Here is a 12,330-nt window from a genome sequence, read left to right on the forward strand (position 1 = left end):
GCATCGCGTACGGCGCGCACCGCTGTCATCCGTCCTTGCTGCTGGGCGGCGGGTCGTCGGTGGCGCCGCCGAAGATGATGCGGGCGGCGCGCTGGTAGCTCCAGTACGCCATCGCCCAGTTCACCAGCACCACGAAGCGGTTGCGGAAGCCGATCAGGAAATACACGTGCGCGGCCAGCCAGAACCACCAGGCCACGATGCCCGATAGCTTGAGCTTGCCCACGTGCACGATGGCGGCCATGCGGCCGATCGTGGCCAGATTGCCGTAGTCCCGGTAACGGAAGGCCGGCGCGGCCTGTCCGCGCTGGCGCGCCCGGATCGCCTTGGCGATGTGCCCGCCCATCTGCTTGGCGGCCGGCGCCACGCCCGGCACCGGGCGACCGTCCTGTTGCAACGACGCCAGATCGCCGCCGACGAAGATCTCCGGATGGCCGGGCACGCTCAGGTCGGGCTCCACCAGCACACGGCCGGCACGATCCAGCGGTACGCCGAGCGTGCGTGCCAGCGGAGAGGCCGCTACGCCCGCCGCCCACACCACCGTGCGGGCCGGAATGAAGCGCTCGCCGAGCTGGTAGCCCAGCGCATCGATATGCGTCACCGGGGTGCCGGTGTGTACTTCAACGCCCAGCCGTTCCAGCTGCTTGCGCGCCTTGTCGGTGAGGTCTTCCGGGAACGAGGACAGCACCCGTGGGCCCGCTTCGACCAGGCGTACGCGTGCCAGTTGCGGATCGATATGGCGGAACTCGTTCTTCAAGGTATGGCGGGCGATTTCGGCCAGGGTGCCGGCCAGTTCCACGCCCGTGGGGCCGCCGCCGACCACGGCAAAGCTCAGCCAGGCCGCGCGTGCGGCGGGGTCGGTCTCGGCCTCGGCGCGCTCGAAGGCGAGCAGCAGCTTGCGGCGCAGTACCAGGGCGTCGTACAGCGTCTTCAGGCCAGGTGCGTGTTCGGCCCACTGGTCGTTGCCGAAGTAGGCATGGGTGGCGCCGGTGGCGAGCAGCAGCAGGTCGTAGCCGAGCGTCTTGCCATCGGCCAGTACGATCTCGCGGCGCGCAGGCACGACTGCGGCGACATCGCCCAGCAGCACCTCGACATTGGGCTGGCTGCGCAGGATATGCCGCAACGGTGCGGCGATGTCCGGTGCCGACAGGCCAGCGGTGGCTACCTGATACAGCAGCGGCTGGAACAGATGGTGATTCTGGCGGTCGATCAGGGTGATGCGGATGCCGGGGTCGTGAAGCGCGCGCGTCGCCCACAGGCCGGCAAAACCGCCACCGACCACGACCAGATGCAGCGGAGCGGAGGAGGGGGAGGAGGTCATCGTGGAATCCATTGGAACGCGACGCGGGCCAGGCAGCATGCCAAATCGCCAATGAACATGACGCGTGGGCGCAGCACGTCTACGGCATCATGCTGCATCCCTCTCGACGGTCTTCGCATGTCCTCGCTCCCGCCGCCGCTGCCCCCGCCGCCGAGCGCGGCAGCCAACACTGCAGCACCGATCGCCCCAGCGACGCCCGCGGGCAAGAAGCCGCTCAGCGGCGTGGCCATCGGCCTGATCGGCATCCTGGCCTGCGCGAGCGTGTTCGGGGTGGTGGTGCTGGCCGCGGCCCTGTGGCTGGTCAATACGGGCTGGTCGATGTTCGCCGAGCAGGCACGCGCTGCGCTGCAGGAGGATGCGGTGGTGCAGGAACATATCGGCCAGATCCGCAGCATGCGGGTGGACCTGGTGCGTACCGGGCTGGCGCCGGGGGGCGAGGAGTTCGTGTTCGACGTGGAAGGCGACCGCGGCGCCGGCCGCGTCCAGGCGACCTGGGTCAGTGCCGGTGCCGACCAGGAGATCCTGAGCGATGGAGTGCTCACCCTGCGCGATGGCAGCCAGTACACATTGCCGGCCGCAGAGACGGTCGAAGAGGCGACGCACGATGCCGATGCCGATGCCGATGCCGATGCCGAGCCGGAACCGGAAATGGAGACCGAGACCGCAACCGAAGACGTCACCAACGCTGCAATGGAGCATTGAGCATGACCGACAATCCCGACAAGCGGATCGCCTTGCTGATCGACGCCGACAACGCACCTGCCGGCAAGATCGATGTGGTACTGGCGGAAGTGGCGCGCTACGGCGTGGCCAACGTGCGCCGCGCCTACGGCAACTGGAAAAGCCCGCACCTGAAAGGCTGGGAAGCGGCGCTGCACGATTATGCGATCCGGCCGATCCAGCAGTTTGCCTACAGCTCGGGCAAGAACGCCTCGGACATGGCGATGGTGATCGATGCGATGGATCTGTTGTACGCGCGCAATCTGGACGGCTTTGCCATCGTCTCCAGCGATGCGGACTTCACCCCACTGGTGATGCGCCTGCTCACCGACGGCATGAAGGTGTACGGCTTCGGCGAGAAGAAGACGCCAGCGCCGTTCGTCAATGCCTGTTCCAAATTCACCTACGTGGAAGCCCTGGGCGAGCAGTCCGCCGCAGCCAGCGACACGGCGGCCGGACGCAAGGGAGCGACTGCGCTGCGTAGCGACACGCGACTGGTGCAGATGCTGCGCAACGCCATCGTCAGCGCCTGCGAAGACGATGGCTGGGCGCTGTTGAGCGCGGTGGGCAAGCAGGTGGCCAACCAGGCCTCGTTCGACCCACGCAATTACGGCTATCGCAAACTCAGCGATCTGGTGCGTGCGATCGGTCTATTCGAGATCAAGCAGGACGAGCAGGCGCTATGGGTGCGCGATACGCCCAAGGGCAGCGGCAGCCGCGCGAAGACCACAGCAGAGGCCGCGGTGCCGCCATCGGCCAGCAAGCGCGCGGCGCGCCCGCCCGCCGAGCCTGCACCAGGAAAATGACGATGACGCATGCAGTCATGACTGCGCCGACCTGATGCTCGAGCCTGCGCTGAGGCGAGCGTGGCTCCTTGCAGGCACCACGCACGCCGCGCGGCTTGACGGTTCGCGTTGTCCGCAGGAACGCGACCAGGCTTTGGCGGCAACGCCTCGTCGCGCCCGGGGGCGCTCCTGCACGGCCGGGAACACCGCACGCAATGACAGCGGCTGAGTGCGTGATACGCCCCTGGCTAATACAGATCGATCGGATCCACATCCAGCGACCAACGCACGCGGCGCGCCTGCGGTAGCGCGTAGATGGCCGGCAGCTGCAGATCCAGCAGGCGATGCAGGGCCGGGCGCTGTTGCGCCGACAGCAGCAACTGGGTGCGCTGGAAGCCAGCGCGGCGCGGCATCGGTGCCGGCATCGGGCCATAGCATTCGACTGCCGCCACGGCCGGCGGCTGCGCGCCGGTGGCTGCCGTGGTCAACTCGCGCACCGCCTGCAGGAACTGATTGGCCGCCGCCACGTCCTTGGCCTCGGCGCGGAACAGCGCCAGGTGCGCGAACGGCGGAAAGCCGGCCGCCTCGCGCTGTTGCAGTTCGGCGTCGGCAAAGGCGTGATACCCGCCGTTGACCAGGGTCTGCAACAACGGGTGCTCGGGATGGTGCGTCTGCAGCCAGACCTCGCCCGGGCGGTCGGCGCGCCCGGCGCGTCCTGCCACCTGGATCAGTTGCTGGGAGAGCTTTTCGGCGGCGCGGAAATCCGCCGAGAACAGGCCTTCGTCGATGCCGACCACCACCACCATGGTCAGCCGCGGCAGGTCGTGGCCCTTGGCCAGGATCTGGGTGCCGACCAGGATGCCGGCCTCGCTGCCGAGCCGGGCGAGCTGGGTTTCGAGTGCGTCGCGGCGCTGGGTGGTGCTGCGGTCGATGCGCACCACCGGACAATCCGGAAAGGCTTCGGTCAAGCGTTCTTCCAGGCGCTCGGTGCCGATGCCTTGCGGCTGCAGCGCCAGGCTGGCGCAGGCCGGGCAGGCCAGCGGCGCGGACTGGCGGGCACCACAGTGATGGCACTGCAGGCGGCGGCCGCCGGCATGCACGGTCATCGGGGTCTGGTGCAACGGCGTGCTGCAGCGCTGGCAGGCGGCGGTCCAGCCGCAGTCGTGGCACAGCAGCACCGGCGCGTAACCGCGGCGGTTCTTGAACACCAGCACCTGTTCGCCGCGCGCCAGGGTGGCACCGATGCCGGCCAGCACCTCGGGCGAGAGTCCGTCCTTGAGCGGGCGCTTGCGCACGTCCAGCACGCGCACGCGCGGCGGGCGTGCTTCGCCGGCCCGGCGCGACAGGCGCAGGTGGCGGTAGCGGCCGGCGTAGGCGTTGTGCAGGCTTTCCAGCGAGGGCGTGGCGCTGCCCAGGATCACCGGTACGTCCAGCGCCTTGCCGCGCACCAGGGCGAAATCGCGGGCGTGGTAGCGGATGCCGTCCTGCTGCTTGTAACTGCCGTCGTGTTCCTCGTCGATCACGATCAGCCCGGCCTTGGGCAGTGGCGTGAAGACGGCCGAACGGGTGCCGACGATCAACCGGGCTTCGCCACGCCAGGCCGCCACCCAGACGCGGGCGCGTTCGCCGTCGGACAGGCCCGAGTGCAGCGCGTGCACGGGTACGCCCAGGCGTGCGCGGAAGCGGCCCAGGGTCTGGGGGGTCAGACCAATCTCCGGCACCAGCACCAGCGCCTGGCGGCCGGCGGCCAGGCAATCGGCGATCGCCTGCAGATAGACCTCGGTCTTGCCGCTGCCGGTGACGCCATCGAGCAGATAGGTGGCGAATCCGCTGCGCGCGCGAATCGCGGCAGCGGCGGCCTGCTGCTCGTCGTTGAGCGCCGGACCGGTGCAGGGAAGCGGCGGCAGGGCATCGGCAGCGACGGCCACGCGTTCGGCGTGGCCACGCTTGGCCAGGCTGCGCGCAGCCTGCCGCCACTGCGGCAGCAGCAGCTCCAACTGGTCTTCGCTCACGGCGCCCGCTTGCAGCAGGGTGCTCAGCAGGGCCGGCCGGCTGCCTGCCCGCAGGCTGCGCGCGCCGGTGTGCCCGGCCTCGGTCAGCTGCCAGGCCCAGGCATGGGTGTCGGCCAGCGGCTCGCCGCGTCGCAGCGGACCGGGCAGGGCGCTGGCCTGGGCCTCGCCCAGGGGCGCATGGGTGTAGCGGGCCAGCCACTGCAGGGAGTGGGCGAGCTCGTCCACCAGCAGTGGGTGCGTATCGCACCATTCCAGTGCCGGGCGCAGGCCCGCGGCCGATGGCAGCTGGCCGATCTCCACCACCACGCCGATCAGTTCGCGTGGGCCGAACGGCACCCGCACCCGGCAGCCGATCCGCGCCGGGTCGGTCGATGGGGCATCGGCAGGGGGCAGATAGTCGAACAGTTGCGGCAGCGGTACCGGCAGGGCGACACGCAAGGTGGGGACGTTCGATGGCATCCGCCCAGTCTACCGATCCTGTCCAGCACGTCCGTCCGAGCCGGATCCGGCGCGTGAGCGCGCTGTAATCAGTTGCGAGGGCTTTCTGTGACCGAAGTGATAAATACGACGTAAACCTATGTGAGGACTGAGGAAACGGCTTTATCCACACTGCCTGTGGATAAAGCTGTGAATTAGTCGCGTGCTCCACGCCGTGAAGGCGGATTCACTTGCCTTCCCAACCCCTTGGACATTTTTTCGCCATCTGGGTAAATCCTATTTTGATCAATAAGTTATGCGTGAAACACGAATGCAACAAAGAAAAATCAGCAGTTGACAGACGGCGGCGTATCGGCATGTCTGCCGCTGTGCACAACGTGCAGCGACAGCGGTCGCGAGCGGAACGATCGCCGTACGATCTGTCAAGCCGTCGCGGAGCCCATACGCGTCGGTATCATGCCGGCCGATGCTGGAGTTTCCATGACCGTTGCCCCCGATCTCTCCGTGACCCCCGCCGCGCTGTCAGCCTTCCTGCGCGGTGTCGAACGCCGGGGGCTGGTGCTGGCGCAGCTGCAATGTGGCGATGCGGAGGCGGCCGAACGGGCCCTGGCGGCGGCATTGCGCGCCTTCAGCAGCCAGGCGGCGGGGCGGCCCATGGCGGGATGGCCGATGCGCTTCTGGAGCCTGCTGGCCACTGCTCCGCCGCTGCGGCGCGAGCCCATGCCAGGGACCTGGTTGCCACCCTTCACCGCGCTGAGCCGGATGCAGAGCACCGACCGGTTGGCGCTGTTGTTGCGGATCGTGGCGGGGCTGGAGGAAGAGGTCGCCAGCGAGGTGCAGGGCGTCGCCCCGGCCACGTATCGCCAGTCGCTGGCCAGCGCCTGCCCGCGCGATGCGGCGGGAAATCCCGATCCACAGGCGTGGCGCGCGCTGGCCGAAGCGGCGCAGGCGGAATTGCGCGATCTGGGCGCCGCCCGGTTGTCGCGCTTGAGCCAGCTGCGCGACGCGGCACTGGCCGGGATGGCGTTGCAGCCGGCCGCGCCAGCGCAGCCGGCGCCCACCCCGGCGCGTCCGGCACGCGTGCGCAGTCGGCGACAATGGCACTGGCCGCAGCTTGGGCGCCGCGACGCCGGCATCGCCCTGGGCGTGCTGGCGATGGCGCTGCTGCTGACGACGCTGGGCTGGTGGTGGACCCATCGTCGCCCTGCGCTGCCCCCGGAGCCGGTGTCGCAGGCGCCTGCCGGCGTGCTGCACGTGACCGACGCCGCGCCGGTGCTGGTGGAGGAACTGCCGGCGGCCGACCTGCCTGATCCGGTCGCCGCGCCCGCAATGGACGTGCGCGATCAGGCCATGCTGGCCGACCCGGATCTGGAACTGGCGCGCGCGGCCGACTTCTACGCCTGGTATGCGGCCGGGCATCCGGTCCCGGCGGACGAATCCGGTGCGCACGCCAGCGCCGCCGAGCAGCCGTCGGCCCCGTTGGAGACGATCGATGACGAGAACTGAGTGGGTTGGGCTGTTGCTGTGTGCCGCGATCGGCAGTGCCGGCGCGCAGGCTCTGCCGGCCGCGCTGGACGAAGGCGGCACCTCGGCCGCAGCCGTCGCGGCCATACCGGCAACCCCCAGCGCGGCGCAGCAACGCGCGCGCTGGGCTGCGCTCACGCCCGCCCAGCAGGCCGATCTGCGCGCCCGTTATGCCGCGTGGAAGGATCTGACCGCGACCGACCGGGTGGTGCTGCGGCAGGCGCGCGAACGTCTGCACGGCCTGCCCGAGGATCAGCAGCGCGCATTGCGCACCCAGTTCACCGCCATGGACCGCCTGCATCGCGACGGTTGGCGGCTCGGTTCGCAGCTGGGGGCGTTCTATGCGCAGCTGCAGCCGCTGGTGGGTTATGTGCCGGCCGACGAGCGCGAGCGCCTGCTGGCGCTGCTGCGTAGCCTGGATGCCGCGCAACTGGCGCAGCTGGCGGTGCTGGCGCAGCGCACCCCGCCGCCGCAGCGCGATGGCCTGCGACAGGCCCTGCTGGCGCAGACGCCGGCCACGCGCAGCGCCTGGCTGAGGCGCCAGCTGGCGCGCTGATCGGCTGTCGGCAGGCCGCCACCAAGCGCGACGCATCGCGTCGCGGCGGTCCTGCAACGCTCATCGCGCTGTGCCGTGCGCGGTGACTGCGGTGACTGGCAGCTGCAGCCGGTCGCCTTCGCCTTTCCGTCGCCGCACGCACGCACGCGCCGCGCAATGCAGCCGCGCCGTGCCTGCCGCGATCACAGACGCGCCAGGCTGGCCACCACCAGCACCACGGCGGCCACTGCCACGATGGCGAAATACACTCCGCCCAGGCAGAGATACTTCAGCACGGTGAGCGGCCACGATTGCCCGTAGACGCGGCGTTGCATCCACAGCAGATACAGCGGCATCCACAGTGCAAGCGCGAACTGCAGCAGCCCGATGCTCCACGCCACCGGCGGGGCGATCTGCGCCAGCGCATCGGCGAGCAGCGACAACAGCAGCATCGCCAGCAGGTTCAGGCACAGGAATGCGTGACTGTAGAGCGCCACCACCAGGTGTTCCAGGTAGACGCGGCCACTACGCAGGTAGCACCCGAGCAGCAGCAGTGCGAACAGCGGCACCAGTACCAGCAGGGCCGATGGCACCGCGGCGAAGAACGCGGTGTAGAGCAGCTGCGGATCACTGCGCAGGCGCGGCAGGTTGGTGCGGATGTGATCGAGCTGCACGTTGAGCCAGCGGTTGGCGAACGAGGGCAATGCCGCCAGGAGCAGCGGATTGCTCACCGGGTCCCACGGTCTGCCTGCTACCGAGAAGAAGGTGGCATCGTCGGGCGCGTCCACCGGTGGGGCGGCGCTGTCCACGCGTGCGCCTTGATGCAGTTGCGCCAGGCGCGTGCGTGCCTGGCGCTCGGCACGCGCGATGCCGGCATCCACGCCATCGCGCGCCGGTCCTGCCGGCATCACCTTGCGGGTCTGCGTGAGCGCCGCGACCACCTGCGCGCGTACCGCTTCCACCTGCGCCGGGGTGTGCGCCTGCGCGAAGTCGGTGGGCACGGCAGTGCGCGCGGTATCTGCCGCCGCGACACCGGGGGCGTTGTCGGAGGCGTGCACCGCGATGCGCGCGATGAAGAAGGTCAACAGGCTGAGCACCAGGAACAGCCGCATCGGCGCGACGTAGCGCACGCGCTGGCCGGCCAGGAAGCGCGTGGCCACGCGGCCGGGCACCAGCAGATCGCGCAGGGTGCGGAAGATCCGGCCGTCCAGATGCCAAAGTGACTCGAACAGTTCTTCGATCGCATGCGCCAGGCTGCGTACCGGGTTATGTGCGCTCTGCCCGCAGGCATGACAGAAGGCGCCCTGCAACGCGGCAGAACAGTTTTCGCAAGCCGACGGGTGCGGTGCGTTCGGGTGCAGTGACATCGATCGGATCCGGTTGGCGGTGATGGGGAACGCACGCCGGCACGGCATCCCGAAGGATCCCGCCGGCGGACGGTACAGCGGTAGGACCCAGCGGCGGCATGGCACCGACCGCTGCTTGCGCTCGTCCCGCACACGCACGGCCCTGCGCCGTTTCCACCCGGGCGCACGGCAGGTCGCAATCGGAAAGTCCGCGTAAGATAGCGGCCCCGTGCGACCCGGTGCCAGCGCCTCCCGGCACGGCCGTAGTCCGCGCGGCGATCGGTTGCCCATGTCTATCCCCCCCGCGTCTGCCTCCGCGACGCCACGCTTCGGCTCGGAAGTGCGTACCACCGGCCTGCTAGCCTTGCCGTTGGTGCTCGGCCACGTCTCCACCGGCTTGATCGGTTTCGTCGACAACGTCATCGCCGGCCATCACGGCACCGCCACGCTGGCGGCGGTCACCATCGGCACCTCGCTGCTGTGGCTGCCGATGCTGGTGCCGATTGGCACGTTGATCTCGTTGACGGCCTCGGTTTCGCAACTGCTGGGCGCCGGGCGCGAACGCGAGATCGGGCCGTTGTTCCGCCAGGCCTTGTGGCTGTCGCTGGCGCTCAGCGCGCTGATGTTCGCGTTCCTGAGCGTGGTGCCGCCATGGCTGCCCACCTTCGGCATCGCGGCCGACATCGTGCCCGGCGCGACCGACTTCCTGCACGCCGTGCGCTGGGGCGTGCCGGCACTGACGTTCTACTTCTGCATGCGGTATCTGTGCGAAGGCATGCACTGGACGCTGCCGACCATGCTGCTGGGGTTTGGCGGGCTGCTGGTGCTGGCGCCGCTGGGATATGCGCTCACCTACGGCAGGTTCGGCTTCGCCGAGCACGGTGCCGAAGGGCTGGGCATGGCGTCGGCGATCACCATGTGGGTGCAGGCCAGCGTGTTCGCGCTGTATCTGTGGCGCGCGCGGCGGTTCGCGCATCTGGCCGTGTTCGCGCATCTGGAAGGGCCGCGCTGGCGGGCGATCGGCGATCTGCTGCGCACCGGCCTGCCGATCGGCATCACCGTGCTGATGGAAGGCGGCCTGTTCATCGTCACCGCGTTGCTGATCGGCCGCTTGGGTGCGACCCAGGCGGCGGCGCACCAGATCGCCATCAACGTGGCGCAGCTGTGCTTCATGATCCCGATGGGCGTGGCCGAGGCCACCACCGTGCGCGTCGGCCACGCGGTCGGCCGCGGCGATCCGCTGGGCGTGCGGCGCGCCACCTGGGCCGGTTACGCGATCGTGCTGGGAACGCAGGCGCTGTCGGCCGCGACGCTGTTGTTCGGGCACGACGCCATCGTGGGCGTGTACACCGACGATGTGGCGGTGGCCGGGCTGGCCTCGGCGTTGTTGCTGTTCGCGGCCACCTTCCAGTTTCCCGATGGCATCCAGGTGCTGTCGGCCGGTGCGCTGCGTGGGCTCAAGGACACCCGCGTGCCGATGTTCCTGGCCATGATTTCGTATTGGGGCGTGGGCATGCCGGTCGGTGCCGGGCTCGGCCTGGGCCTGGGCTGGGGGCCGCGCGGCATGTGGATCGGACTGATCCTGGGGCTGACCGTGGCATCGATCCTGATGGGCCTGCGGTTCCGGCACACCAGCCGACAGCTGACCGCCGGCCCGGCACCCTGACTTCCAGCGCATGCCGCGCGTGCCGCGCAGCCGGTATGCTGGGCCCCACTCACGATCCGCAACGTCTTTTCGACGGAGTTTTCCATGAATCACCCCGTGCGTCGCAATCCCATCGCCAGCTTCTTCGTCGGCCTGTGGGATGTGATGAACTTCACCCGGCGCCTGATCTTCAACCTGGTGTTCTTCGGTTTCCTGTTCCTGTTACTGCTGCTGTTCGTGGTGGCGATCGCGCGCGGCGACGGGACCCAGCCGCTGGCCGAGCGCACCACGCTGGTCATCAATCCCGAGGGCACCCTGGTCGAACAGTTCACCGCCGATCCGGTGAGTCGCTCGCTGGCCAAGGCGGTGGGCGACAAGAGCGCCGAAGAGGTGCAGCTACGCGACCTGGTGCGGGTGATCGAGGCAGCGGGCAAGGATCGCAAGATCGAGCGGGTGCTGTTGAACCTGGACAAGCTGCAGCCGGCCGGGTTCGCCTCGCAGCGCGAAGTCGCCTCTGCATTGCAGAAGCTGCGCGCCTCCGGCAAGCAGATCGTGGCCTTCAGCGAGAGCATGAGCCAGGGCCAGTACCTGCTGGCTGCGCAGGCCAACGAGGTGTACCTGGATCCGATGGGCAGCGTGCTGCTGGAAGGGCTCGGCCGCTACCGCCAGTACTTCCGCGAAGGCCTGCAGGACAAGCTCGGCGTGGACGTGCACCTGTTCCGCGTGGGCGAATACAAGTCCGCGGCAGAACCCTACATCCTCGATGCGGCCTCGGCCGATGCCAAGGAGGCGGACCTGTTCTGGATGAACGATGTGTGGCAGCGCTATCTGGCCGATGTGGGCAGCGCGCGCAAGCTCACGCCTGCGCAGCTGAGCGCCGGCATCGATACGCTGCCCGAAGGCGTGGTGGCGGCTGGCGGCGACCTGGCCCGGTTCGCGCTGCAGCAGAAGCTGGTCGACGGACTCAAGACGCGCAGCGAGGTCGATGCCTTGCTGACCAAGCGCGGCGTGGCCGATAACGATGCCGACAGCGGCTTCCGCAATATCGGCTTCGACGATTATCTGGGCCTGCTGCAGGCCCAGCGCTCGCCGATGGACAGCCGCCCGCAGGTGGCCGTGGTGGTGGCGTCCGGTGAAATCAGCGGCGGCGAACAGCCGGCTGGCCGCATCGGTGGCGAGTCCACCGCTGCACTGCTGCGTCAGGCGCACGACGACGACCAGGTCAAGGCGGTGGTGCTGCGGGTGGATTCGCCGGGCGGCGAAGTGTTCGCCTCCGAACAGATCCGCCGCGAAGTGGTCGCGCTCAAGCAGGCCGGCAAGCCGGTGGTGGTGTCGATGGGCGATCTGGCTGCCTCCGGCGGCTACTGGATCAGCATGAATGCCGATCGCATCTACGCCGATCCGTCGACCATCAGTGGGTCGATCGGCATCTTCGGCATGGTGCCGAACCTGACCCGCGCGCTGGACAAGATCGGCGTGCACACCGACGGCGTGGGCACCACCCGTTTCGCCGGCGCCTTCGACATCTCGCGTCCGCTGGACCCGGCCGCCGGTCAGGTGATCCAGGCGGTGATCAACAAGGGCTATGCCGATTTCACCGGCAAGGTGGCGCAGGCGCGGCAGCAATCGGTGGAGGCGATCGACAAGGTCGCGCGCGGTCGCGTGTGGAGCGGTGCGCAGGCCAGGCAGCATGGCCTGGTGGATGCATTCGGTGGCATGCAGGAGGCGGTGGCCGATGCGGCCGACCGCGCCAAGTTGGGCAAGGGCAAGTTCCGGGTGCGCTACGTGGAAAAGCCGGCCACCCCATTCTCGCAGTTCATGAGTGGATTCGCCGGCAGCCGCATGGGCGCGTGGATGCTGGGCGATTCGGGCATGGCGCGCGCACTGCTGGCGCGCTCGCTGCCGGAAGTGGACACCCAGTTGCGCTTCGTCGAAGACGCGGTCCACGACAGCAAGGCCGGCGGCACGCCGGTGAAGGCGCTGGCGTACTGCTTCTGCGGGTTCTGA

Annotated in this window: 9 protein-coding genes; 6 read left to right on the plus strand and 3 right to left on the minus strand. The window is 69.2% G+C overall.

What is annotated here, in order from left to right:
- Positions 1-25: 25 nt before the first annotated feature.
- The gene (locus LL962_RS02010; RefSeq protein ID WP_228315715.1) at positions 26-1,318 is read right to left on the minus strand and encodes an NAD(P)/FAD-dependent oxidoreductase; all 1,293 of its coding nucleotides are present in this window, start codon (positions 1,316-1,318) and stop codon (positions 26-28) included.
- 117 nt (positions 1,319-1,435) lie between these two features.
- On the opposite strand from LL962_RS02010, the gene LL962_RS02015 reads away from it, so the two are divergent.
- Both LL962_RS02015 and LL962_RS02020 read left to right on the plus strand, forming a co-directional pair.
- A complete protein-coding gene (locus LL962_RS02015) occupies positions 1,436-2,020 on the plus strand; it encodes a hypothetical protein (protein ID WP_228315716.1) in 585 nt (194 codons plus the stop codon).
- Positions 2,017-2,844: an NYN domain-containing protein gene (locus LL962_RS02020; protein ID WP_228315717.1), complete on the plus strand. Its 828-nt coding sequence runs from the start codon at positions 2,017-2,019 to the stop codon at positions 2,842-2,844. Before LL962_RS02015 ends, LL962_RS02020 begins: the two co-directional genes overlap by 4 nt.
- Before the next feature lie 227 nt (positions 2,845-3,071).
- On the opposite strand, the gene LL962_RS02025 is transcribed toward LL962_RS02020, so the two are convergent.
- Positions 3,072-5,294, minus strand: coding sequence for a primosomal protein N' (locus LL962_RS02025; protein ID WP_228315718.1), 2,223 nt, complete (start codon positions 5,292-5,294; stop codon positions 3,072-3,074).
- 459 nt (positions 5,295-5,753) lie between these two features.
- Between LL962_RS02025 and LL962_RS02030 the strand changes: the two genes are divergently transcribed.
- Together LL962_RS02030 and LL962_RS02035 are read left to right on the plus strand one after the other, a co-directional pair.
- On the plus strand, positions 5,754-6,779 hold the full coding sequence (locus tag LL962_RS02030) for a hypothetical protein (RefSeq protein ID WP_104585397.1): 1,026 nt from the start codon (positions 5,754-5,756) through the stop codon (positions 6,777-6,779).
- Entirely contained in the window at positions 6,766-7,353 is a 588-nt protein-coding gene (locus tag LL962_RS02035) for a DUF3106 domain-containing protein (protein WP_228315719.1), read from the plus strand. Before LL962_RS02030 ends, LL962_RS02035 begins: the two co-directional genes overlap by 14 nt.
- A gap of 182 nt (positions 7,354-7,535) precedes the next feature.
- On the opposite strand, the gene LL962_RS02040 is transcribed toward LL962_RS02035, so the two are convergent.
- On the minus strand, positions 7,536-8,747 hold the full coding sequence (locus tag LL962_RS02040) for a DUF3667 domain-containing protein (protein ID WP_441004847.1): 1,212 nt from the start codon (positions 8,745-8,747) through the stop codon (positions 7,536-7,538).
- Positions 8,748-8,967: 220 nt separating this feature from the next.
- Between LL962_RS02040 and LL962_RS02045 the strand changes: the two genes are divergently transcribed.
- Positions 8,968-10,344, plus strand: a complete 1,377-nt coding sequence (locus LL962_RS02045) for an MATE family efflux transporter (protein WP_104585391.1) — start codon at positions 8,968-8,970, stop codon at positions 10,342-10,344.
- Between the two features lie 84 nt (positions 10,345-10,428).
- Positions 10,429-12,330, plus strand: a complete 1,902-nt coding sequence (gene sppA / locus LL962_RS02050) for a signal peptide peptidase SppA (RefSeq protein WP_228315721.1) — start codon at positions 10,429-10,431, stop codon at positions 12,328-12,330.

Source organism: Xanthomonas sp. NCPPB 1067 (assembly GCF_020783795.1).
Lineage (GTDB): Bacteria > Pseudomonadota > Gammaproteobacteria > Xanthomonadales > Xanthomonadaceae > Xanthomonas > Xanthomonas melonis.

Excerpts from the sequence above, each read along its gene's own strand:
- LL962_RS02010 (WP_228315715.1), bottom strand. The coding sequence starts at position 1,318 with ATGACCTCCTCCCCCTCCTCCGCTCCGCTGCATCTGGTCGTGGTCGGT.
- LL962_RS02015 (WP_228315716.1), top strand. The coding sequence starts at position 1,436 with ATGTCCTCGCTCCCGCCGCCGCTGCCCCCGCCGCCGAGCGCGGCAGCC.
- LL962_RS02025 (WP_228315718.1), bottom strand. The coding sequence starts at position 5,294 with ATGCCATCGAACGTCCCCACCTTGCGTGTCGCCCTGCCGGTACCGCTG.
- LL962_RS02030 (WP_104585397.1), top strand. The coding sequence starts at position 5,754 with ATGACCGTTGCCCCCGATCTCTCCGTGACCCCCGCCGCGCTGTCAGCC.
- LL962_RS02035 (WP_228315719.1), top strand. The coding sequence starts at position 6,766 with ATGACGAGAACTGAGTGGGTTGGGCTGTTGCTGTGTGCCGCGATCGGC.
- LL962_RS02040 (WP_441004847.1), bottom strand. The coding sequence starts at position 8,747 with ATGCCGTGCCGGCGTGCGTTCCCCATCACCGCCAACCGGATCCGATCG.
- LL962_RS02045 (WP_104585391.1), top strand. The coding sequence starts at position 8,968 with ATGTCTATCCCCCCCGCGTCTGCCTCCGCGACGCCACGCTTCGGCTCG.
- sppA (WP_228315721.1), top strand. The coding sequence starts at position 10,429 with ATGAATCACCCCGTGCGTCGCAATCCCATCGCCAGCTTCTTCGTCGGC.